At 71.2% G+C, this 21618-nt stretch carries 19 protein-coding genes and 1 tRNA gene; 8 read left to right on the top strand and 12 right to left on the bottom strand.

The window, feature by feature from the left end; all coding sequences use genetic code 11:
- Positions 1-268: 268 nt before the first annotated feature.
- Positions 269-1156: a YicC/YloC family endoribonuclease gene (locus ABTU92_RS24355; protein ID WP_408094203.1), complete on the top strand. Its 888-nt coding sequence runs from the start codon at positions 269-271 to the stop codon at positions 1154-1156.
- Between the two features lie 86 nt (positions 1157-1242).
- Complete coding sequence (gene gmk / locus ABTU92_RS24350; protein ID WP_408094205.1) at positions 1243-1863, top strand: guanylate kinase; 621 nt, start codon at positions 1243-1245, stop codon at positions 1861-1863.
- A 93-nt stretch (positions 1864-1956) separates the two neighbouring features.
- On the opposite strand, the gene rsmA is transcribed toward gmk, so the two are convergent.
- From rsmA to lptG, 5 genes are all read right to left on the bottom strand, one after another.
- Complete coding sequence (rsmA, locus tag ABTU92_RS24345; protein WP_408094202.1) at positions 1957-2874, bottom strand: 16S rRNA (adenine(1518)-N(6)/adenine(1519)-N(6))-dimethyltransferase RsmA; 918 nt, start codon at positions 2872-2874, stop codon at positions 1957-1959.
- 10 nt (positions 2875-2884) lie between these two features.
- A complete protein-coding gene (pdxA, locus tag ABTU92_RS24340; protein ID WP_408094201.1) occupies positions 2885-3934 on the bottom strand; it encodes a 4-hydroxythreonine-4-phosphate dehydrogenase PdxA in 1050 nt (349 codons plus the stop codon).
- Positions 3931-4869, bottom strand: coding sequence for a SurA N-terminal domain-containing protein (locus ABTU92_RS24335; RefSeq protein ID WP_408094200.1), 939 nt, complete (start codon positions 4867-4869; stop codon positions 3931-3933). Before ABTU92_RS24335 ends, pdxA begins: the two co-directional genes overlap by 4 nt.
- A 248-nt stretch (positions 4870-5117) precedes the next feature.
- Entirely contained in the window at positions 5118-7595 is a 2478-nt protein-coding gene (locus tag ABTU92_RS24330) for an LPS-assembly protein LptD (protein WP_408094199.1), read from the bottom strand.
- Positions 7595-8689: an LPS export ABC transporter permease LptG gene (gene lptG / locus ABTU92_RS24325; protein WP_408094198.1), complete on the bottom strand. Its 1095-nt coding sequence runs from the start codon at positions 8687-8689 to the stop codon at positions 7595-7597. Before lptG ends, ABTU92_RS24330 begins: the two co-directional genes overlap by 1 nt.
- 494 nt (positions 8690-9183) lie before the next feature.
- On the opposite strand from lptG, the gene ABTU92_RS24320 reads away from it, so the two are divergent.
- A complete protein-coding gene (locus ABTU92_RS24320; RefSeq protein WP_408094197.1) occupies positions 9184-10677 on the top strand; it encodes a leucyl aminopeptidase in 1494 nt (497 codons plus the stop codon).
- A gap of 2 nt (positions 10678-10679) precedes the next feature.
- On the opposite strand, the gene ABTU92_RS24315 is transcribed toward ABTU92_RS24320, so the two are convergent.
- Together ABTU92_RS24315 and ABTU92_RS24310 are read right to left on the bottom strand one after the other, a co-directional pair.
- Entirely contained in the window at positions 10680-11120 is a 441-nt protein-coding gene (locus ABTU92_RS24315) for a type II toxin-antitoxin system VapC family toxin (protein WP_408094196.1), read from the bottom strand.
- Positions 11117-11398 carry a hypothetical protein gene (locus ABTU92_RS24310; RefSeq protein WP_408094195.1) on the bottom strand — a complete coding sequence of 94 codons (282 nt, stop codon included), beginning with the start codon at positions 11396-11398 and terminating at the stop codon, positions 11117-11119. The genes ABTU92_RS24315 and ABTU92_RS24310 overlap by 4 nt, the downstream gene beginning before the upstream one ends.
- A 106-nt stretch (positions 11399-11504) precedes the next feature.
- Between ABTU92_RS24310 and ABTU92_RS24305 the strand changes: the two genes are divergently transcribed.
- The 3 genes from ABTU92_RS24305 to ABTU92_RS24295 all read left to right on the top strand — a co-directional run bounded on the left by ABTU92_RS24305 (position 11505) and on the right by ABTU92_RS24295 (position 14742).
- Positions 11505-11957 carry a DNA polymerase III subunit chi gene (locus tag ABTU92_RS24305; protein WP_408094194.1) on the top strand — a complete coding sequence of 151 codons (453 nt, stop codon included), beginning with the start codon at positions 11505-11507 and terminating at the stop codon, positions 11955-11957.
- A 279-nt stretch (positions 11958-12236) separates the two neighbouring features.
- Positions 12237-12761 (top strand): hypothetical protein, encoded by a 525-nt coding sequence (locus ABTU92_RS24300; RefSeq protein ID WP_408094193.1) that lies wholly within the window; start codon positions 12237-12239, stop codon positions 12759-12761.
- 256 nt (positions 12762-13017) lie between these two features.
- Positions 13018-14742, top strand: coding sequence for a S10 family peptidase (locus ABTU92_RS24295; RefSeq protein WP_408094192.1), 1725 nt, complete (start codon positions 13018-13020; stop codon positions 14740-14742).
- Between the two features lie 99 nt (positions 14743-14841).
- On the opposite strand, the gene speB is transcribed toward ABTU92_RS24295, so the two are convergent.
- The 4 genes from speB to ABTU92_RS24275 form a co-directional block, all read right to left on the bottom strand.
- Positions 14842-15747, bottom strand: coding sequence for an agmatinase (gene speB / locus ABTU92_RS24290; RefSeq protein WP_408094191.1), 906 nt, complete (start codon positions 15745-15747; stop codon positions 14842-14844).
- 174 nt (positions 15748-15921) lie between these two features.
- Positions 15922-16485, bottom strand: coding sequence for a pyruvoyl-dependent arginine decarboxylase (locus ABTU92_RS24285; protein WP_408094190.1), 564 nt, complete (start codon positions 16483-16485; stop codon positions 15922-15924).
- Positions 16486-16715: 230 nt separating this feature from the next.
- A complete protein-coding gene (locus tag ABTU92_RS24280; protein WP_408094189.1) occupies positions 16716-17636 on the bottom strand; it encodes a lipase family protein in 921 nt (306 codons plus the stop codon).
- A gap of 179 nt (positions 17637-17815) precedes the next feature.
- A tRNA-Gln gene (locus ABTU92_RS24275) sits at positions 17816-17889 on the bottom strand.
- 406 nt (positions 17890-18295) lie between these two features.
- Between ABTU92_RS24275 and modA the strand changes: the two genes are divergently transcribed.
- Positions 18296-19084 (top strand): molybdate ABC transporter substrate-binding protein, encoded by a 789-nt coding sequence (gene modA / locus ABTU92_RS24270; protein ID WP_408094188.1) that lies wholly within the window; start codon positions 18296-18298, stop codon positions 19082-19084.
- Between the two features lie 151 nt (positions 19085-19235).
- A complete protein-coding gene (locus ABTU92_RS24265) occupies positions 19236-19997 on the top strand; it encodes a phosphatase PAP2 family protein (RefSeq protein WP_408094187.1) in 762 nt (253 codons plus the stop codon).
- An 11-nt stretch (positions 19998-20008) separates the two neighbouring features.
- On the opposite strand, the gene ABTU92_RS24260 is transcribed toward ABTU92_RS24265, so the two are convergent.
- Complete coding sequence (locus ABTU92_RS24260; RefSeq protein ID WP_408094186.1) at positions 20009-21559, bottom strand: ArnT family glycosyltransferase; 1551 nt, start codon at positions 21557-21559, stop codon at positions 20009-20011.
- Positions 21560-21618 lie beyond the last annotated feature (59 nt).

Here is a 21618-nt window from a genome sequence, read left to right as displayed (position 1 = left end):
TCCGCTCATCCCCGCGAAAGCGGGGATCCAGAGTTTCTCTGCCGTTTCGCCCCTGGATCCCCGCCTGCGCGGGGACGAGCGGAATCAGAAACACCCATCCCGGGCAGCAGCCCGGCACCGGGACGGCTTGTCGGGACTCGCCCGGTCTTCTATGCCGTCGCGACGGCGTGCCGCGGCGCGGCCGTCGCGGTTCTTCCGGTGCGGACGCGCCGACACGCGCCCGCACGACCGAGCACGCGCACAACGAGCGCGCGAAAAAGAGCACCCCATGGCCCTCTCCAGCATGACCGGATTCGCCCGCAGCCACGGCACCAGCGGGCCGTACTCCTTCGCCTGGGAGATCAAGTCGGTGAACGCCAAGGGGCTGGACGTGCGGCTGCGCCTGCCGCCCGGCTGGGACGCGGTCGAGCCGCCGGTGCGCGCCCGCGCCGCCGAGGTGCTGTCCCGCGGCACCGTCTACGCCAACCTGACGCTCGACCGCCCCGGCGCCCAGCCGGTGGTGCGGGTCAACGAGGCGGTGCTGGCCGCCGTGCTCGACACGCTGAAGAGCCTCGCGGGTCGCGTCACCGCCGAGCCACCGCGGCTCGACGGCATCCTGTCGGTGAAGGGGGTCGTCGAGGTCGCCGAGGCCGAGGAGAGCGAGGACGACCGCCGCGCCGCCGAGGCCGCGCTGGTCGTCGGCTTCGCGCAGGCGCTCGACGGGCTCGCCACCATGCGCCGGCACGAGGGCGCCGCGCTCGGCCGCCTGCTCGGCCAGCGGCTCGACGAGATCACGGGGTTGGTCGCGCGCGCCGAGGCGGCGCCCGGCCGCAAGGCGGAGGCGATCCGCCAGCGCCTCGCCGACCAGGTCGCGGCGCTTCTGGAGACCAGCGAGCGGTTCGACGCCGACCGGCTGCACCAGGAGGCGATCCTGATCGCCTCCAAGGCCGACGTGCGCGAGGAGCTCGACCGCCTGGTCGCTCACGTCGCGCAGGCCAAGAGCATGATCGCCAAGGGCGGCGCGGTCGGCCGCCGTCTCGATTTCCTGTCGCAGGAGCTGAACCGCGAGGCCAACACGGTGTGCTCGAAGTCGAACGACCTCGAGCTCACCAATATCGGCCTCGAGCTGAAGAGCGTGGTCGAGCAGTTCCGCGAGCAGGTGCAGAACCTGGAGTGATCACGATGCCGGCCGAGGGCGCGAGCAAGACGAGCGCGGGCACGACGGGAGCGGGCACGACCGCGACGATCGCGCGGCGCGGCATCATGCTGGTCGTGTCGTCGCCGTCGGGCGCCGGCAAGACGACGCTGACCCGCAACCTGATCGAGACCGAGAAGCACATCACGCTGTCGGTGTCGGTGACGACGCGGACGCGCCGGCCGAGCGAGATCGACGGCGTTCATTATCACTTCATCCCGCGCCGCCGGTTCGACATCATGCGCGACTCCGGCGAGCTGCTCGAATGGGCCGAGGTGCACGGCAACTGCTACGGCACGCCGCGCGAGCCGGTCGAGCAGGCGCTCGCCGCCGGTCGCGACGTGCTGTTCGACATCGACTGGCAGGGCACCCGCCAGCTCTACGAGGCGATGCGCGACGACGTCGTCAGCGTGTTCGTGCTGCCGCCCTCGGCGGCCGAGCTGAAGGCGCGGCTGGAGCGCCGCGCCGAGGATTCGCACGACATCATCGTCAAGCGGCTGAAGAACGCCGCCGAGGAGATCGCCCACTGGCCCGAATACGACTACGTGCTGGTCAACCGCGATCTCGACAAGAGCTTCCTGCGGCTGCGCTCGATCCTCACCGCCGAGCGCCTCAAGCGCGTCCACCGCGACGACATGGAGCGCTTCGTCGGCGGCCTGCTGGACGGGCTGAAGGACATCACGACGTAGCGACCGTTCGACTCACGGCCCGTCGCGTCTCTGGCGAGATCGTCGCGGTGCGCCGTGCCGGCTCGTCGCGCGCGCGGCCGCCATCGAGCGGCGTCAAGGCGGGCTTTCGGCGAGCGCGGACGCCGCTCCGGCGGCGGGCAGGGCGGCCACGTCGAGCGCCCGGGCGAGCGCCGCGAAGCCGTCGACCGGAACGGTCTCGGCCCGCGCGGTCGGGTCGAGGCCGGCGGCCGCGATCAGCGGCAGCGGGTCGGGCGCCAGCGCCTTGAGCGCCTGCCGCAGCATTTTTCGGCGTTGCCCGAAGGCGGCGGCCGTGACCCGCTCCAGCGCGGCGAGCCGACAAGGCAGGGGCGCGGCGCGCGGAACGAGCTGGACGACCGTCGACGTCACCTTCGGGGGCGGCACGAAAGCGGAGGGCGCGATGTCGAACAGCATCCTCGTCTCGCACCGCCACTGCGCCAGCACGGCGAGCCGGCCGTAGCTCTTGCCGCCGACCGGGGCGACGATGCGCTCGGCCACCTCGCGTTGGAACATCAGCACCAGCCGGTCGAACCACGGCGGCCACGGCTCGGCCGAGAGCCAGCCGATCAGCAGCGCGGTCGCGATGTTGTAGGGCAGGTTGGCGACGATGCGGACCGAGCTGCCGGCCGGGCCGGCCGCGTCCGTTCCGTCGGCGACGAGCGTCGCCGGGTCGATCGCCAGCGCGTCGCCTTCGATCACCGCGAGGCGGCCCGGATAGCGGGCCGAGACCTCGGCGAGCGCCGCGACGGCGCGAGAATCGCGCTCGATCGCCACCACCCGGCCGGCGCCCTCGGCGAGCAGCGCCCGCGTCAGGCCACCGGGGCCTGGACCGACCTCGACCACGGTGACGCCGGCGAGCGGGCCGGCGGCGCGCGCGATCCGTCCGGTGAGGTTGAGGTCGAGCAGGAAATTCTGGCCGAGCGACTTCCTGGCCGAGAGGTCGTGGCGGCGGATGACGTCGCGCAGCGGCGGCAGGTCGTCGATGGCGCTCATCCGAAGGTGCTCATGCGACCGCGGCCTCGCCCGTGGGCGCGTGCCCGGCGAGCCGGGCGGCGAGCCGCAGCGCGGCGATCAGGCTCGACGGATCGGCCGTGCCGGTGCCGGCGATGTCGAAGGCGGTGCCGTGGTCGGGCGAGGTCCGCACGAAGGGCAGGCCGAGCGTCACGTTGACGGCATCGTGGAAGGCCAGCGTCTTGATCGGGATCAGCGCCTGGTCGTGATACATGCACAGCGCCGCGTCGTAGTTTTTACGCGCCGCCTCGTGGAACAGGGTGTCGGCCGGCAGCGGTCCGGTCGCCGCGATCCCCGCCGCCACCAGGGCCGCCACGGCAGGCGCCACGACGTCGCGATCGGCCGTGCCGATGGTGCCGCCCTCGCCGGCATGCGGGTCGAGGCCGGCGACGGCGAGGCGCGGCCGTGCGATACCGAACCGCGCGACGAGGTCGCGGGCGACGATGCGGCCGGTCGCGACGATCAGGTCGCGGGTCACGAGTTCGGGCACGCGCGCCAGCGGCACGTGGATGGTCACCGGCACCACGGCCAGCGTCGGCGACCACAGCATCATCACGGGCCGTGGCGGCGCGTCGTCCGGCGCCCGCCCGGCAAGGCGGCCGGCGAGCTCGGCCAGATACTCGGTGTGCCCCGGCTGGCGGAAGCCGGCCGCGTAGAGCACGTGCTTGGCGATCGGATTGGTGACGACGGCCGAGGCCTCGCCGGCCGTGACGGCGGCGACGGCGCGGTCGATCGCGGCGATGGCGGCCGGTGCGCTGCTCGCGTCGGGCCGGCCGGGCGTCGCGCCGACAGGCAGGCCGAGGTCGACGACGGGGAGGGCGCGGGAGAACACCGCGGCGGCCGCGCGCAGCTCGACCGACTCGATCGGCACGGCGAGCCCGAGCGCCTTCGCCCGCGCGACGAGGAGGTCCGGCGATCCGAGCAGCGCGAAAGGAGGAAGGGTCGTGGCGGCGCGACGCTGCCAGGCGAGAAGCGTGATGTCGGGCCCGATCCCGGCCGGCTCGCCGAGCGTGAGGGCGAGCGGCGGACCGGCGCCGGTCATTTCCGCTCGATCATGGCGCTGCGGCGCAGCTCGGCGAGGTACTTCTTCGATTTGGCCTGGAACGTGTCGGCGAACATCTGCTGCCGGACCTCCTTGAGGAACGGCGCGTCGACCTTGGTGTCGCGCTTGATGCACACCGCGAACATCTCGATGCCGTTCGGCGTGGTCTCCGGGCTGGTCAGCCGGCCGACGCCGGTCTTGTCGAGGATCTCGCGCAGCGCCGGCGGCAGGTCGGTCGAGGTCTTGACGATCTGCGCGCGCACCGCGACGTCGCGCAGATGGCGGGCGTAGGGCAGGCCGGTGTCGCAGCTCTCGAAGCGCGCCCGCAGCGTCTCGGCGTCGCGCCGGCGCGCCTCGGCCGAGCCGCCCTTCGGCACCACGAAGAGGATCGGCCGCAGCACGTACTCGGTGGCGCTGATCTTGTCGGAGAGCGGCGCGTCGCCCTTGTGCTTGGCCTCGGCGGCGGCGAGCACGTCGCGGTCGCGGAACTGGAAGCTCGACTGGAACTTGCCGCGGACGATCTGCTGCCAGGTGATGTCGGCGCGGATGCGCGACTTCAAGGTTCCGGGCTGGATGCCGTTCTGAGCCAAGGTGGCGGTGAGCTGCTCGGGCGACAGCCGCATCCGCTGCGCCATGTCGGCGTAGGAGGAATCGACGTCGGAATCGGTGATGTTCATGGTGAAGCGGCGGGCGGCGTCGATCTTGATCCGCTCGTCGATCAGCTCCTCGATCACCTCCTCGCGGGTCGTCGACTTGCGGGTGACCAGCAGGGTGAACTTCTGGCGCTGCTCGATGTCGAACGACGTGATCGGCGAACCGTTGACCATCACGATGACGTTCTGGGCGGCGGCGGGCACGGCCGAACCGATCGACAGCACGATCGCGGCGGCGCCGAGCAGGGCACCGAGAGCGGAGTTCCGTCGCGTACGAACCATGGCACCGTCCATCCGAAGTCGTTTCATCTCCCGTCCGTCCTCTCGCCGGCCGGTTCCCCACCGGCCCGGTTCAGGGCCCGATCCGCGACCGCGTCCGATCCGCGACAGGGGCCGGTCGGAGGCGGGCTCGATCGGGGGCGGGGCCGGGCGTCATCGCCGGCCGCGCCGCCGGGACGGCCCGGCCGAAGCGAGGCCGCGACCCACGCCGGCGACGGACCGTCGAGCCATAGGAAGCGAAATGGGCAAAATTATTGTGTGCCGAGCGACGAGGCGGCCGTGGACGAGCTCGACGTCGTTCCGATCGTGCGGAGGCCGACCTGCAGCATGACCGTGTGGTTCGAGGTGACGTTGCCGCTGTACTGATAGTCGGTGATGTAGTTCAGGCCGATCAGGAAGCAGTCGTCCATGTAGCCGAGGCCGACGCGCGTCTGGCTGAGCTTGTTGTGCTCGATGTCGTAGCGGGCGGCCCCGTTGATCTGCCAGTTGGCGTCGATCTTGTAGGAGCCGCTGCCGAGCACGCCCTCGCGCCGCTCCAGGAAGCCGAGCTCGGGCTGCGCCGCGTAGTTGCCGTACATCAGCGACACGTTCCACCGGTCGACCGCCATCGCGCCTTCGATCTCCAGTCGCTGCAGGGTGAAGTCGGACTGGTCGAAGCGGTAGCGCGAGATCAGGCTGAAGATCCGGTTCGGCGTGTAGGCGAAGCGGGCGACGTAGTCGGAGGCGCGCTTGTCCAGGCCCGAGTCGAGGCCCGTGTTGGCGGTGTCGCCGACCGCGAAGGAGTTCGTCCCGAACAGGCTGTAGGACTGGCCGAACAGCACGTTGACGGCGCCGGCCTGGTTCACCTGGGCGGTGTATTGCAGGCCGTAATTGGCGCGGCCGCCGCCCTCGACGCGGTCCCAGCCCGAGAACTTGTCGACCCGGAACAGGTTCGAGTCGTCGAACACCAGGCTCTGGGCGTCCTCGTTCGGCAGCTTGCCGATGCGCGTCTCGTTCGGGCGCGCGATCACCTGGGCGATCGGCTCGAGCGTCTGGGTGCCCCACGAATGCACCGAGATGAGCGGCAGCCGGTATTCGAGGCCGACCGTGGGCATCACCCGCAGGTCGGAGGAGTCGCCGGTCTGGATGAAGTTGCCGACGCTCGGGTCGGAGTTGATGTGCATCTGGGCCGCGTCGGCCCGCACCGAGGCGAACGGGATGAAGACGTTGCCGAAGGTGTCGACGTAGCGGGACCGCCAGTCGATCTCGCTCGAGAAGCGCGAGTAGGTGCCCGGGATGCCGCGCAGCAGGCAGTCCTTGGCGGTCTTGGCGGTGTCGGCCGAGGTCGAGCAGGTGTTGTTGTTGTAGGCGGTCTGGCTGATCGCGTTGTACTCGGCGGTCTGGCGCGACAGGCTCGTCAGGTTGGCCCGGGCGCTCAGCTCGCCGCCGAACACCATCTGGCTGAGGACCGTGTTGTAGTCCATCACCGGATGCACGATCGGCAACGTGTTCTGCACGTCCTGCTCGGAGAAGCCGTAGAAGTGCAGGGCGCGGATGTCGAAATAGCTGCGCTCGCCGCGTCCGGTGAGGAAGAGCTGCGACACGCCCTCGGTCAGGTTGCTGAAGAACTCGCTGCCGACGCGGCTCTGCAGCGACTTGATCTTGTAGTCGTTGAAGTAGCTCTCGTCGCTGACCAGGATGCCGTCGAAGCCCCAGGTCCAGCGCGGCGACAGGTTGAACCGGCCGGTCGTCTCGATGCTGCCGCGGAAGTCGCGGAAGCCCGGCGTCGTCGTGCTGTTGTAGGTCCGGTAGAAGTAGTCCTTGTCGGCCTGATAGATGCCGGAGGCGCGGATCGAGTAGAAGCCGTCCTCGAGGCGGTGCCGCCACTCGCCCTGCATCAGCAGGCCCTGCTTGGTCATCACCCGGGGCGAGACCGTCAGGTCGTAGTTCGGAGCGAGCGCGAAGTAGTAGGGCGTCTCCAGCCCGTAGCCGTAGACCGTGCTGGTCGTGGCGAGCGGCATCAGGAAGCCGCTCTTGCGCTTCACGGTCGGGTCGGGCGCCGAGAAGTACGGCATGTAGGCGAGCGGGACGCCGAAGAACTCGATCTTCGCGTCCTCGAAATACACCATCTTCTCGGACTGGTTGTGGATGATGCGCGCCGCCTTCACCTGCCACAGCGGCGGCTTCTTCGGATTGTCCCGGCAAGGCTCGCAGGCCGTGTAGACGCCGCTCTCGAAGACCGTGTAGTTGCCGGCCGAGCGTTGCCCGCGCGCCGCCGCGAAGCGGGTCTGGTCGGGCGTCTCGATGCGCAGCGAATCGATGAAGCCGTCGCGGTAGTCGTCGGTCAGGTCGAGCAGGGTGCCGTAGGTGATCTTGCCGTCCGGCTCGGTCAGCCGGACGTTGCCCTCGGCCTGCAGGTGCTTGGTCTTCTGGTCGTAGACGACGCGATCGGCCTCGATCGACGAGCCCTTGTAGTAGATCTGGACGTTGCCGGCGGCGACGACGCGCTCGTTCGTGTAGTCGTACTGGATCTCGGCCGCCTGGACGAGCATCTGCGGGTCCGCGGCGGGCTTGGACTTGGGCGCGGTCGGGCGGACCTGGGTGCGGAAGTCGAGCGTCTGCGCCTGCGTCGGCGCGACACCGAGCATCAGCACGCCGCCGAGCGCACCGAGCGTCACCGCCGCGGCGAGACGCCGCGTGCGCCGCCGCACGGCGATCGACAGGGAGACGGTCGGACGCACGGCCGGCATCAACCGTCCTCCAGGTACAAGAGAGGCACGAGGCCGGTGAGGACTCCGATGAAGACGGGCAGCCACGCGGCCGCCGCCGGATGCATCAGCTCGGCCTTGCTCAGATCCTCGGTCACCTTGGAGAGGACGTAGAGCAGGAAGCCCGCGACGATGCCGCTCAGCACCATCTTCTGGACGCCGCCGAAGCGGAAGAAGCGCAGCGAGAAGGCCGCCGCCACCAGCACCATGGCGGCGAGCAGGGCCGGGCGCGAGATCAGCTTCTGGTACTGCAGCCGATAGCCGGCCGCGGCGAGGCCGGCGTGGTCGGCCATCTCGATGAAGAAGGGCAGGTCCCAGAACGACACCGTCTCGGGCGTCGCGAAGGTCTCGCGCACCTGGGCGAGGGTGAGGTTGGTCTTCAGCCGGTGGTCGGCGAGCTTCTCGGGCGGGGCGTCGACCGGATAGCGCCGCGCCTCGACGAGGCGCCAGTAGCCCTCCTCGAGAACCGCGGCTTTCGCCTCGATCCGCTCCACGAACTCGCCGGCGAGGTCGTACATGAACACCGTGACGCCGCCGAGCCGCACGCCCTGATCGGTGCTCGACGCGGCGTTGATGATCGACTGGCCGTCGACGCTGCGCTGGCGCACCCAGAAGCCGGTGCCGGTCGCCTGCAGGCCGGACTGGGCGGCGTTGTTGAACGCCTTGTCCTCGAGCCGCTTCGACTGCTCCTGCAGGGTCGCGGCAATCGGGTTGTAGACCGCCGTCGCGATCACCCCGACGAACAACGCGGCGATCACGGCCGGGGCGACGAACTGCCAGGCCGACATGCCGGCGGAGCGCGCCACGACCAGCTCGAGCCGGCGCGACAGGTTGAGGTAGCACAGCATGGCGCCCACCAGCACGGCGAACGGCATGATGCGTTCCATGATCTGCGGGACGCGCGTCACCGAGATGCCGGCGGCGAGCAGGGCGGAGGCGTTGGCCTCGCCGGCGCTGCGCCGCATCAGCTCGATGTAGTCGACCAGGAGGACGAGCCCGAACACACCGACGAACACGGTGAGAGAGGCGCCGAGGAAGCGCCGGCCGAAATAGCGCGAGAGGCGACCCGCCACCATTCGCTACGCTCTCACTGTCCGGTCGGCGGGTGCACGGGCCCGCCGGGCTGACCAAATCCGATACGGTGCGGGTGCAGGGCGGCAGAGCGGTGCGCGCAGCTGGCCGTCGATGCCCGCCGCGTCGATGCCCGCCACGTCGATGCCCGCCAGGAGCATCGGCGCGGCGATGATGCGCTGCGACCGGTCGACGTCACCATTCCCCCCACGTCCCCGGCTCCCCCGAGCCGTCACGCCTGCGACCGGCCGCCCTCCGGCGGTCGACCGCGAGGTCCCAGGATACACGAGATTGGCGGGCCGATCTGTCGACAAAAAGGCCGTCCTCCTGCCTGCACCCTGGACAGCTCCTCGGGGTGGTTAACCAAGAATGACCGAGGGAGCCCCTCCAATGCTATGCCAAGCTTTCGGTCACGGGTCACTACCGTCACGGGGGAATTGCCGGAACCGTGGCGTCCATGCCACAGAGGCGGGGCCGATCGATCAAGAGGATAGCTGGAATGTCTGAGGGATTTCGGATCAGGTTCGGGACGTTCGCGCCGCCGGCCAAGGGTGTGCTGGTCGTATTCTGCGACGACGGGCTTCGGATGGGTCCGCAGACCCGGGCGATTCTCGGCAAGACGGCGGCGCTGGTGGCCCGCGCGGCCGCGGTGGACAACTTCAAGGGCAAGCTCGGCGCCGCCCTCGACATCGTCGCCCCGCCGGACCTGCCTGTCGACCGGCTGGTGGTCGTGGGCCTCGGCAAGCCCAAGGACTGGACCCCGAACGATCCGGTCAAGCTCGGCGGCGCCGCCTTCGGCAAGGTCGGTTCGGCCGCCGAGGTGACCATGCTGGCCGAGCTCGCGACCGGCGCCATGGACGCCGAGACGGCCGCGGATCTCGCGTTGGGTGCGCGCCTGCGCGCCTACACGTTCGACCGCTACAAGACCAAGAGGAAGGACGACGACGCGCCCAAGAAGGCCGTCACCCTCACGGTCGCGGTCAAGGACCCGGCCGCGGCGCGCCGGTTCGGGGCCGAGCGCGAGGCGGTGGCGGACGGCGTCGTGCTCGCCCGCGACCTCGTCAACGAGCCGCCCAACGTGCTGTTTCCGGTCGCCTTCGCGGAACGCGCCGCGGAGCTGCGCAAGCTCCGGGTGGGGATCGAGATCCTCGACGTGCGGGCGATGAAGCGGCTCGGCATGAACGCGCTCCTCGCCGTCGGGCAGGGCTCGGCGCACGAGAGCCGGGTGGTGATCATGCGGTGGAACGGCGGCAAGCCGACCGACAAGCCGATCGCCTTCGTCGGCAAGGGCGTGTGCTTCGACACCGGCGGCATCTCGATCAAGCCGGCGGCCGGCATGGAGGACATGAAGGGCGACATGGCCGGCGCCGCCTGCGTGGTCGGCCTGATGCACGCGCTGGCGGCGCGCAAGGCGAAGGTCAATGCGATCGGCGCCATCGGCCTCGTCGAGAACATGCCGGACGGCGCCGCCCAGCGGCCGGGCGACATCGTCACCACCATGTCGGGCCAGACCGTCGAGATCATCAACACCGACGCCGAGGGCCGGCTGGTGCTGGCCGACGTGCTCCACCACGTCGTCACCAAGTACAAGCCGCAGGCCATGGTGGATCTCGCGACCCTCACCGGCGCCATCATGGTGGCGCTCGGCCAGGAGCATGCCGGGCTCTTCGCCAACGACGACAAGCTCTCGGAAAATCTGACGAAAGCCGGTCTCGCCACGGCCGAGCGGGTGTGGCGCATGCCGCTCGCGCCCGAGTACGACAAGCTGATCGATTCGAAGTTCGCCGACATGAAGAACACGGGCGGCCGCTACGGCGGCTCGGTGACGGCGGCGCAGTTCCTGCAACGCTACGTGGGCAAGACCCCGTGGGCGCATCTCGACATCGCCGGCACGGCGCTCGGCTCGCCGCAGACCGAGATCAACAAGAGCTGGAGTTCCGGCTGGGGCGTCCGCCTGCTCGACCGCCTGGTGGCGGATTACTACGAGCCGTGAGGCTATGATTCGTGCGGCGGGGCCTCCGGCTCCGCCGCGAACGGGTCGAGCACCCGCGCGCCGAGATCCCCGACATCGGCGATGTTGCGGGTCACCAAGGTGAGGTCGTGCACCAGCGCGGTCGCCGCCATCAGCCCGTCGACCACCGGGATCGACCGGATCGCCGCCATTCGGCCCCAGGCGTCCGCCACGGCCCGATCGATCGGGAGAATTCGGGTCCCGAAGCCCGCGACCACCGACGCCAGCCAGGCCTCGAACACGTCCGCCCGCACCGGGTCGGCCCGCCGCGCCTTCTCGATTCCGCGGCGGATCTCGCCGACCACCAGCACGCTGAGGTGGAGGTCCGCCCCGTCGACCGAGGCGTACCAGCGGGCGACGGCCGGATGGCAGCGCGCGCCTTTGCGCAGCTCCGAGATGACGTTGGTGTCGATCAGCAGGCTCACAGCTCGACGTCCCGGCCGCGGTCCTCGTTCCGCGCGAGGTCGAGATCGATCGGCGCGGACGCCAGCAGGGCTTTCAGTGCATCGTTCCGGCGATCTCCAAATTCCTGATTCAACAATGACCTGACAGCAGTTTCTCGACTGGGATCCGAGAGTGCGCGGGCGATGTTGCGCAGGAGCGCCGCGTCCTCCTGGCGGACCTGGAGCTCGAGGCGGACGACGCCCTTCCGGCTTTGACGCTGCCGATAGGCCGTGAGGGCCTTCGTATTGGTCGACGGCATGTCGGGGCTCCGGCGCAGGTCCGAGGGTCACGTCAATGATTTCCGGATATTATCCGGAAACTAGCCGAACTTGCAAACCGCCGGCACTGCGGGCTTTCATCCGCTCATGACCGAGCTCCTCTTCTACCATCTGCAGCGCCGGCCGCCGGAGTCGGTGCTGCCGTCGCTTTTGGAGAAGTCGCTGGAGCGCGGCTGGCGGGTGGTCGTGCAGGTCTCCTCGGACGAGCGGGTCGAGGCGCTCGACGCGCATCTGTGGACCTATCGGGACGATTCCTTCCTGCCGCACGGCACCGATCGCGACGGGCTGGCCGCCGAGCATCCGGTGCTCGTCACCGTGCGGGACCACAACCCGAACCGCGCCAATGTCCGGTTCCTGATCGAGCGCGCCCCGATGCCGGCCGACGCCGCGACCTACGACCGGATCGTCGTCATGTTCGACGGCGAGGACGAGGAGGCGCTGGCCGAGGCGCGCGTCACCTGGCGCGAGAAGAAGGCCGAGGGGTTCGTGGTGACCTACTGGCAGTGCGACGAGCGCGGCCGCTGGCAGAAGCGCGGTTGAGCGGCGGTATCGACGTCCTCCCGGAGCGGCGTCCCGGTCGGCGAAGCCGGACCCCTCATGGCCAGGTCATTCTCGCGCCATCTTCGGACGCAAGAAACGGCTTGAAACCTTGCGGTTTCCAGTCGAAACACGACGCGACCGCCGGATCGCGCCCGCCTCGGTGGCGATCCGACGCGCCGCCGTGATCGGCGTCCGGGACAGGTCGAGGGACAGTTCGGGGAGGGGGCCCCCATGCGTCAGGCAGCTTTGGTTCAGGCACGATCCGGCTCGGTCACGAGCATGTCCTCCGACCCGGCGCCACGCCGGCGGAGCGGTCGTGCGGTCGTGGCCGTGCTGGCGGCCTCGGTCGCCGCGGCGCTCGCCGGGTGCTCGAGCATGCCCGACGCGGCGGACGTGAAGCTCCTCCCGTCGGTCAGCAATCTCGTGCCGACCCCGGCGGGCGAGTTCGCCAAGTCGGCCGTGAACACCAACCGGCCGGTCTCGCCCGGCGACCTGGTCGACGCCCAGGGCATGTGCGCCGGTGCGGTCTCGGCGAGCGGCGAGCCGGGCGCGACCGCCATGCGGGGCGTCGGCCTCGACATGACCGAATGCGAGGTCGTCCAGGTGATCGGACCCCCGGGCTCGACCCAGATCGGCGCCAACCAGCGCGGCGAGCGCACCGTGGTGATGACCTATGCCACGACCGATCGGTCCGGCATCTACCACTTCACCAACGGCCGCCTGACGACGATCGAGCGGGGTCCGGAGCCGCCGGCGCCCGAGAAGCCGGCGCGCGGCAAGCCGGTCCGGCGGACCGCGAGCTGACCGCCGGCCCGCTGCGGCCTCCGAACCGACACGGCTGCCACCGCGGTCGGCTGCGGCACTGTCCGATGCGCCGTCGGCCCGAAGGCGGCATCGCGCCGCATGCCCCTGTCGGTGGTCCCTCCGGGCCGGAGGCGGGCGTTGTCGGAGCGCCGGTGCCGCGCCGCTCTTCCGTGCCGATGCCCACGCGACCTGCTCTCTCGCGTCGATGTCCTCTCGCTCGCGTCCGCGCCCTCTCGCCTCCGGACCGGAGACGCTCATGACCCGACCCCTGCCGCTTCTGCCCGCCAGTAACCTCCGGCGCGCCAGCCTTGCGACCGCCGCCGCCGTCCTGGCCGCCCTGGCGGTCGTCGGCAGCGGTGCTCCGATTCCGGCCCAGGAGGTGACGCGGTCGGACGGGCGGGTCGGCCTCCGCGAGGGGGGCCGGGCGCCGGACGGCCGGGTGCAGCACGGCGAGCGGCCGGGCGGACCGGCCGAGAGCCGGCCCGCGGAGAGCCGCCCGGGGGGCGACACGGCGCCAAAGACCGAAGTGCGCCCAGAGGCCCGGCCCGACTCGCGGCCGGAGCGCGACGCCAATGTCCGCCGTCTGCCGAGCGATTCGACCACCGAGCACACGCTCGACGTCGGCGGCCGCACCCTGCGCTTCAAGGCGACGGCCGGGTCGATCCCGCTGTTCGAGGGCGAGGGCGGCCCGCTGCGCGCCGAGGTCGGCTACGTCGCCTTCACGATGGCGCCGCCGGCCGGCACGGCCGCCGGCTCGCGCCCCGTCACGTTCCTGTTCAACGGCGGCCCCGGCGCCGCCTCGGCCTATCTCAACATCGGCGCCGTCGGCCCCTGGCGGCTGCCGCTCGACGGCGCCTCGATCTCGACCCCGCCCGTGCTGGTGCCCAATGCCGAGACCTGGCTCGACTTCACCGACCTCGTCTTCGTCGACCCGCCCGGCACCGGCTTCAGCCGGATCGTCGGCGGCGAGCCGGCGCGGCGGCAGTTCTGGTCGGTCGACGGCGACGCCGAGGCGCTCGCCGTGGTCCTGCGCAAATGGATCGACCAGACCGGCCGGCGCAGCGCGCCGACGTTTCTCGTCGGCGAGAGCTACGGCGGCTTCCGGGTGCCGAAGCTCGCCCGCGAGCTCGCCTCCGACCAGGGCGTCGGGGTGCGCGGCCTCGTGCTGATCTCGCCTGTGCTCGATTTCGCGACACTCGCCCAGCGCCGCCACCTGCCGGCGACCTGGACCTACGCTCTGCCGTCGATGGCGGCGACCGCCCTGGAGGCGCGCGGCGCCTTCTCGCCGGCCGCGCTCGCCGAGGCCGAGCACTATGCCGCGACCGACTATCTGGCCGATCTCGTCAAGGGTGAGCGCGACCGCGAGGCGGTCGAGCGCCTCTCGGCCCGTGTCGCGGCGCTCACCGGCCTCGACCCGGCGCTGGTGCGCCGGCTCGCCGGCCGCATCGACACCCGCACGTTCCAGCGCGAGCTGTTCCGCGACCGCGGCCTGGTCGGCAGCGCCTACGACGCGACCGTGACGGCCTACGATCCGACGCCCTCGGCGGCCCGTTCCCAGTTTCCGGACCCGGTGCTCGATTCGACCAAGGCGCCGCTGACGGCGGCGATGACCGAGCTCTATCGCGGCCCGCTGAAATGGAGCCACGACCAGCCCTATCGGCTGTTGAACGGCGAGGTGAACGGGCAGTGGAACTGGGGCCGCGGCCGCGCGCCGCCCGAGGTGGTCGACGAGGTGCGCACCATCCTGTCGGCCGATCGCGCCGCCCGCATCCTGGTCGTCCACGGGGCGAGCGATCTCGTCACGCCGTATTTCGCCACCAAGCAGATCCTCGACCAGCTCCCGGTCTGGGGCGAGGCCGACCGGCTGGCCCTGAAGGTCTATCGCGGCGGCCACATGTTCTATTCGGAGGACGTGTCGCGAAAAGCCTTCCGCCAGGACGCCGAGGCGTTTTTTCGCGGGGCGCTGGGGGTTGCTCGGTAGGGTGGGCAAAGCCGCGCAGCGGCGTGCCCACGCGGTTTCCCGCCGATGGTCAGACAGCGTGGGCACGGCGCGTTCCGCGCCTTTGCCCACCCTACCGCGCTACGCAGTGGCGGCCTTCTTCCCCATCAGGGCCAGATACTCCCAAGCGACCGTGGCGGCGGCGAGCGCCGTGATCTCGGCGACGTCGTAGGCGGGCGCCACCTCGACCACGTCCATGCCGCGGAAGTCGAGGTCGCCGAGCCGGCGCAGGACGGCGAGGAGCTGCCAGCTCGCGAGCCCGCCGATCTCCGGCGTCCCGGTGCCGGGCGCGAAGGCCGGGTCGAGCACGTCGACGTCGACCGAGAGATAGGTCGGCGCAGCGCCGACCACGGCGCGGATCTCCTCCGCGACGGCGGCCGGCCCCATCTCGTGCACGGCCTCGGACGGAACGATCCGGACGCCGCGAGCGAGAGTCCAGTCGTGGACGTCGGTGCCCATCGGCGAGCGGATGCCGATCTGGATGGTCTTCCTCGGGTCGATCAGGCCCTCTTCGATGGCGTGGAAGAACACCGAGCCGTGCGCGTAACGCTGGCCGAAATTGTCCGGCCAGGTGTCGACATGGGCGTCGAAGTGGACGAGCGCGAGCGGCCCGGTGCGCTTCGAGAGCGCCCGCAGGAGCGGCAGCGTGATGCCGTGCTCGCCGCCGAGCGCGATCAGGTGGCCGACCGCGGCGGCCTGGCGCTCGATCAGATCGAGGCTCTTCGCAATGTCGCCGAGCGCGATGGAGAAGTCGCCGATGTCGGCGACCGGCAGGGTGGCCGGCTCGATGCGATGCACCGGGTGGGCGCCGTCGACCAGCATGCGGCTCGCGCGCCGGATCGCCGCCGGTCCATCGCGGGCGCCGGAGCGGTTCGTCGTGCCGACATCGAGCGGGATGCCGGCGACGCAATACGTGGCGGCGCGATCGTAGGCCGCCAGCCCCAGGAAGGTCGCCGGCAACGCGAAGGTGGCGGGCGAGAGGCTCATGCGCGGGGCCCGCTTTTCGGCGCAGGTCGCGCTTGCGACGAGACGGCCCGATCTCCGCTCGTCCCCGCGAAGGCGCGGACCCGGGGGCGGCTCGACGTGCGGCTCGACGTGCGGCCCTGGAGTCCCGCTTGCGCGGGAATGAGCGGAGTGTGAGGCGACATCATCGGTTTCGCCTCACGCGGCGAGCGGCGCGAAGCGGAACACCGCGCAGGCGACCGCGCAGGTCCAGTCGCCGTTGTCGGCACCGCTGGCCGCCGCCGTGATCGACAGCGTGTCGACGATCAGGTCGGTGGTCGCATAGAGCTTGCGGCGCTCGTCCCAGGCGGCGTTCGGGTCGAACTCGATGCCGAGCGTCGAGGCCAGCATGGTGGCGGCCAGATCCTCGGCATAGTCGCCGGCCTGGTGCTCGGTCATGCCGTAGCCGTGGTGCTCCGAGATGTAGCCGTAGACGGCCGGATCCTTCGGACGGGCGAGGCCGATCGAAGCGGCGATTCGCCGGCCCGGCTCGTTGGTCTCGGCCCGCGCCATCACGCAGAAGGTGATCTCGCCGGGGGCGAGCGTCGGCACGCCCTCGTCGCGCGAGATCAGCCGGCAGCGCGGCGGCAGGATCGACGAGACCGTGACGAGGTTCTGCTGCTCGATGTCGGCGTCGCGCAGCGCATATTCGAAAGCGGTGAGCGGCTGCCTGTGGATGCCCACCCCGCGGGTGAGGAAAACCTGGGTCGGAACCGGAAACATCGCGCCTCCTTGGGACGGTCCGTCGGTCGGCGGAAAACAATGGACCACAATGGCGACAGTCCGACAACGCGGAGACCTCGCCAGGCGACATGGCGAAGACCGCCGCGAAGGCGGACCGCGCGAGCGGTCCGCACCCGGGTCGGCCCCGTCACGGAACGACCGTCCGGACGGTCTGCGCGAGCGCGCGGGGCATCCTTCGCGCCCGGCGGGCCGCCCGTCGGCCGTCGCCGTCAGGATGCGACCGGCTCCGGCTCCAGCGCCTGCCAGTAGCGATCGGGCAGGTGGTCGCCGAGCGCCGGCGCCAGGAGGCGCGACGCCTGGCCCTTGAGGTCGGAGCGGATCAGCGGATCGAGCGACAGCGACACCAGCCGGCGCACCCCCTCGCGCAGCGCGCTCTGCAGGCCGGGCACGAGCTGCGGGTCGTCGCAGGGCGGCGGCTTCAGGAGCGCCGCGTCGAAGCGGGTGTGGCGCGGGCAGGAAAGGCAGCAGCCGACATGGTGGAAGCCGAGGCCGCTCGGCGGCACGGCCGGCACCAGGTCCTCGCCATGCACCAGTCGGAACGTGCGCGCGCCCAGCACCGCGTCGTAGTCGCGGGCGAAGGCCTCGGTGCCGACCCGCGGCATGCCGAACGTGTAGACCTCGGGCAGCAACAGGTGCTCGATCACGGCCTGCTGGGCGGCCAGCACGGCGAGCGCCCCGCCGAGGCTGTGGCCGGTGATCAGCAGCCTATGCGACGGGTCGTGGTCGGCGATCAGGGCGGCGACGTCGGTCCAGGCCGCCGCCAGCGCCGCCGCGAAGCCGCCGTGCAGGCCGTCGTCGTTGACGAAGAAGAGAAGGTCGGTGAGCCAGTTCGCCAGCACCAGCGGGTCCGTGCCGGCGAAGGCCAGGATGGTGGTGCCGGGGCGCCGCAGCACGATCCCGCGCGTCTGCGGCATCGGCAGCGCCGCGCCGGTCGGCGGGCTGAAGGCGGCGAGCGCGACCCGCCATCGCGCCGCGACGGCATCGAGCTTCTCCGGCTCGTCCTCGTAGGCGAGTTGCGCGGCCCAGGCGGTGGCCCGCGCGGTGCCGAGGTCGAATCCCTCGTGCGGCGCGAGGCCGTCGAGCGCGTCGGCCGGATAGAATTCGAGCGGCAGGCGGACCAGAAACGTCATCACCCCACCGCCGAGCGTGCGACGGGAATCGCCGGAGCCATGATCCGCGACTATGACCAGAGCCGCCCCGCCGGCCAAGAGCCGGACGGCGCGACCGTGTCGGACGGCGCCATCGTGTCGGACGGCGCCATCGTGTCGGACGGCGCCATCGTGTCGGTCTGTGCGGTGGTCGGAGGGAGTGGCTGGGGGACCTGGATTCGAACCAAGACTAGCGGAGTCAGAGTCCGCTGTTCTACCATTAAACTATCCCCCAAGACTCCCGAGCGGCATCAGTCGCTGCACTCGGAAATCGTCCGTTCCCGAAACGTGGTCCGGGATCGGGGTCGGCGGCGGTTCTTTTAGCGAGTCTCCGTCGCCGGGTCTAGGGGGTCTATCGCTGGCGCGGGATGTGGGGCCGGCCGGTATCCCGCCGCCCGTACTGGACGGGCGGTCGGGCCGGTGGCGCTGGCGGGTGCGCGCGAAGGCTCCGCGCGAGCGACGGGCGTGGGCGGTCGGTCGCGAAACCGGCGCCGCTGCTCCCGTCGACAGCCGCTCGCTTGACCCGCCACGGGCCGCATAGCTATATCGTATCAGATACAGCACGGCGCCGTCGCGGGATCCGCGGCCCGGTCGGTCCACCGGGCCGCCCGGACGGGCGTCGCCCAGCAGGGGTGCCCGTCATGATCCGTCCGCTCGTTAACGCCCTGGTCGGGGCGCTGCTCGCCGTGTCGACCGGCTTCTCCGCGGCGGCTCAGGACAGCGCGCCCGTCACGGTGTTCGCCGCCGCCTCGCTGCAGAACGTCCTGAACGACATCGCCAAGCAGTTCACCGCGGAGACGAAGCAGCCGGTGCGGTTCTCCTACGCGGCCTCCTCGACGCTCGCCCGCCAGATGGAGCAGGGCGCGCCGGCCGACCTGTTCGCCTCGGCCGACCTCGAATGGATGGATTGGGCCGAGCAGCGGAAGCTGATCGATCCGAAGTCCCGCCTCAGCCTGCTCGGCAACCGCCTCGTCGTGGTGGCGCCGACCGACGGCACGGTCGCCAAGGTCGATCTCACCAAGGACGGCCTGAAGGCGGCGCTCGGCGACGGCCGGCTCGCCACCGGCGCGGTCGCCTCGGTGCCGGTCGGGAAATACGCCAAGTCCGCGCTCGAGACGCTCGGCCTGTGGGGCGAGGTCGAGCCGAAGCTCGCCCAGGCCGAGAGCGTGCGGGCCGCGCTGGTGCTGGTGGCGCGCGGCGAGGCGTCGCTCGGCATCGTCTACGAGACCGACGCCCAGGTGGAGCCGCGCGTAAAAGTGGTCGCCGTCTTCCCGGCCGAGTCGCACCCGCCGATCGTCTATCCGTTCGCCCTGACGGCGACCGCCAAGGGCGACGCCCCGGCCAAGTTCCTCGCCTACCTGTCGCAGCCCAAGGCTCGCGCCGTGTTCGAGGCGGGCGGCTTCACGGTGCTGAAGCCGGCCGGGCATTGAGCTGCCCGACGGTCCGGTCCGCGCCGCGGCGTCGCGCCGCCGGTGCGGACCTTTGCGTCGCCGCGCCGGATTTGCTTCAAGGGCGGCGGCCGGAGAGGAGCGCCCCGACGTCGCGCTCCGGCCGTGCCCGAAAAGGCCCGCCGGAGGTTCGATGTCTCGTCTGTCCGCCCCGTCCCTGCAGGTGCCCGCGGGCGCGCTCGCTCCGGCACTGCCGCCGCGGCGGCGGGCCGCCCTGGCGCTCGTCGCGATCCTCGGCACCGGCGTCGTGGTGGGGATCGTGTTCGGCCTGTGGCCACGGCTCGATCTCGCCGTCACGGCGCTCGGCTGGGACCAGGCACAGCGCATGTTCACCCACACCTACACGCCGTCCCTGCAAGCGATCCGCGACGTCAACGACACGATCGTGCGGGCCGTCGCGATCTCGGCCGGCGTGATCCTGATCCTATGGCTCGCGGTCCCACGGGTCGCCGCGGCGCGGCTGCCGCAGGCGCTGTCGCTGCGCGCTTCGCTGTTCGTGCTGGCGACGCTCGCGGTGGCGCCCGGCCTGATCATCAACGGCATCCTCAAGCCCTTCGGCGGGCGGCCGCGGCCGATCGAGGTGACGCAGTTCGGCGGCACGCTCGATTTCGTGCCGTGGTGGAGCCCGTTCGGCCGCTGCGATTCGAACTGCTCGTTCGCGTCGGGCGAGATGTCGAGCGCGATGTGGCTGCTCGCCGTCGCGGTGCTGCTGCCGGCGCGCTGGCGCCCGCTCGGCATCGTCGCGGTGCTTCTTTGGGCGCTCGCGGTCGGCGGCGTGCGCATCGCCATGGGCGGGCACTTCACGTCCGACGTGCTGATGTCGGCCGTCATCACGGCGCTGACCGTGTGGGTGCTGCACGCCCTGATCGTGCGGCCCGGCGAGCGGACCGCCTGACGATCAGTCGGTCACGGCCACGGGCACACGGCGAGCGGCGGCAGCGGGTCCTTCGGGCCGGTGAGCCGGAAGGCATGGAAGCCGCGCGGGCCGCCCGTGCCTTCGCCGGTGCGGGTGAGGCCGAGCGGCTCGACGGTCGCCACATGCGGCCTTATGCGCGCCTGGTCGCGACACACGGTGACGAGCAGCACCGGGCCGGAGGTCCGCGGACCGTAAGGCGTGCCGAGATCGAACGAGGGAATCTCCTCGGTCCGCCACGACAGCACCGGGATTCCGGCGTCGCGCAGATAGTAGAGGAGGGCGCCGAGATCGCCGCGGGAATCGCTGACGATCGCGGTCGCGCCGGCGGCGCGCGCCGCGGCGCCGGCCTTCTCCGCGAAGTCGCGCCAGCCGAGCGTGCGCGAATACGGATTGGGGTTCTTCAGGAGCGGCAGCGCGACGCGGTCGGCGACCACGTCGCCGACCAGCAGCAGCGCCTGCGTCACGCCGCCGATCACGAGGCTCGTCGTGATCCAGCCGAAGGCGCGCTCGCGTACCAGCGTCGCCGCGGCGACGACGACGCCCGACACGAAGGCGACGGCGGCCCAGTTCGCATAGGCGTGCACGGTGACGGCAAAGGCGGTCACGAGCGCGATCGGGAACAGCGAGAAGGCGATCATCACCCGGTCGGCCTCCGGGAGCCGCCCGCGGAGAAGCCGCACCGTGACGACGATCATCACGCCGAAGATGACGGGGCCGAACACGCCGAACTGGGCGCCGAGGAACTCGAGCGCCCGGAGCGCGCTCCAGCGCACCTCCTCGCCGATGACGAGGCCGCCGGTGTGCTTGAACGTGATGAAGCCGGTCGCCGCGTTCCAGATCAGGTTGGGCGAGACGACGACGAGCGCGACGAGAAGCGCCACCCACACATGCGGACCGCGCAGCAGCGCGCGGGCGCGCGGGCTGACGATCGCCGCGATGACGAGGCCGGGCACGATGTAGATCATCGCGTACTTGGCGAGCAGCCCGAGGCCGGTGGCGACGCCCATCAGGAGCGCGTGGCGCCAGCGCGGCGCCTCGAGCAGCCTCACATAGGCGTAGAGCGCCACGGCCCAGAAGAACAGGAGCGGCACGTCGGTCGAGACGATGCGTGAGGAGAACGCCGCGCCGGTGGTCAGCGCCGTCATCAGCGCGGCCCAGAAGCCGGTGCGCTCGTCGTAGAGGGCGCGGCCGATCGCGTAGACGACGAGGCTGGTGCCGCAATAGAAGATCGGCGCCGGCGCCCGCACGCACCATTCGGCCTCGCCGCAGACGCGCTCGGTGCCCCAGATGATCCAGGCGAGCAGCGGCGGCTTCGAGTAGTAGCCGAAGGCGAGGTTCTGGGCCCACGACCAGTACTGCGCCTCGTCGTAGAAGAGGTCGACGATCGACAGCCGCAGCCCGACCAGCCGCAGCGCGGTCAGCGCCAGCAGGATGACGACCAGCAGCGGGAGATGGTCGAGCGGCTTGCGGGCCGGCGCGGGAACGCCCGTCGCGGGTCGCACGGCGTCGATCGGCGTCTTGAGGGAGAGGGCGCTTGGCATCGGTCCGGTCGCGGCGTTGTCGGGCCGCCCCGTCTACCAGCCGGGTCCGGGCGATTCAA

The organism is Rhodoplanes sp. SY1 (genome assembly GCF_046000175.1).
In the GTDB taxonomy this organism is placed as follows: Bacteria; Pseudomonadota; Alphaproteobacteria; order Rhizobiales; family Xanthobacteraceae; genus Rhodoplanes.
The sequence above is the reverse complement of the archived record's forward strand: the minus strand, read 5'-3'. Positions and strand labels throughout refer to the sequence as shown.

Coding starts and splice junctions, on each gene's coding strand:
- ABTU92_RS24355 (WP_408094203.1), top strand. CDS start 269: ATGGCCCTCTCCAGCATGACCGGATTCGCCCGCAGCCACGGCACCAGC.
- gmk (WP_408094205.1), top strand. CDS start 1,243: ATGCTGGTCGTGTCGTCGCCGTCGGGCGCCGGCAAGACGACGCTGACC.
- rsmA (WP_408094202.1), bottom strand. CDS start 2,874: ATGAGCGCCATCGACGACCTGCCGCCGCTGCGCGACGTCATCCGCCGC.
- pdxA (WP_408094201.1), bottom strand. CDS start 3,934: ATGACCGGCGCCGGTCCGCCGCTCGCCCTCACGCTCGGCGAGCCGGCC.
- ABTU92_RS24335 (WP_408094200.1), bottom strand. CDS start 4,869: ATGGTTCGTACGCGACGGAACTCCGCTCTCGGTGCCCTGCTCGGCGCC.
- ABTU92_RS24330 (WP_408094199.1), bottom strand. CDS start 7,595: ATGCCGGCCGTGCGTCCGACCGTCTCCCTGTCGATCGCCGTGCGGCGG.
- lptG (WP_408094198.1), bottom strand. CDS start 8,689: ATGGTGGCGGGTCGCCTCTCGCGCTATTTCGGCCGGCGCTTCCTCGGC.
- ABTU92_RS24320 (WP_408094197.1), top strand. CDS start 9,184: ATGTCTGAGGGATTTCGGATCAGGTTCGGGACGTTCGCGCCGCCGGCC.
- ABTU92_RS24310 (WP_408094195.1), bottom strand. CDS start 11,398: ATGCCGTCGACCAATACGAAGGCCCTCACGGCCTATCGGCAGCGTCAA.
- ABTU92_RS24305 (WP_408094194.1), top strand. CDS start 11,505: ATGACCGAGCTCCTCTTCTACCATCTGCAGCGCCGGCCGCCGGAGTCG.
- ABTU92_RS24300 (WP_408094193.1), top strand. CDS start 12,237: ATGTCCTCCGACCCGGCGCCACGCCGGCGGAGCGGTCGTGCGGTCGTG.
- ABTU92_RS24295 (WP_408094192.1), top strand. CDS start 13,018: ATGACCCGACCCCTGCCGCTTCTGCCCGCCAGTAACCTCCGGCGCGCC.
- speB (WP_408094191.1), bottom strand. CDS start 15,747: ATGAGCCTCTCGCCCGCCACCTTCGCGTTGCCGGCGACCTTCCTGGGG.
- ABTU92_RS24285 (WP_408094190.1), bottom strand. CDS start 16,485: ATGTTTCCGGTTCCGACCCAGGTTTTCCTCACCCGCGGGGTGGGCATC.
- ABTU92_RS24280 (WP_408094189.1), bottom strand. CDS start 17,636: ATGACGTTTCTGGTCCGCCTGCCGCTCGAATTCTATCCGGCCGACGCG.
- modA (WP_408094188.1), top strand. CDS start 18,296: ATGATCCGTCCGCTCGTTAACGCCCTGGTCGGGGCGCTGCTCGCCGTG.
- ABTU92_RS24265 (WP_408094187.1), top strand. CDS start 19,236: ATGTCTCGTCTGTCCGCCCCGTCCCTGCAGGTGCCCGCGGGCGCGCTC.
- ABTU92_RS24260 (WP_408094186.1), bottom strand. CDS start 21,559: ATGCCAAGCGCCCTCTCCCTCAAGACGCCGATCGACGCCGTGCGACCC.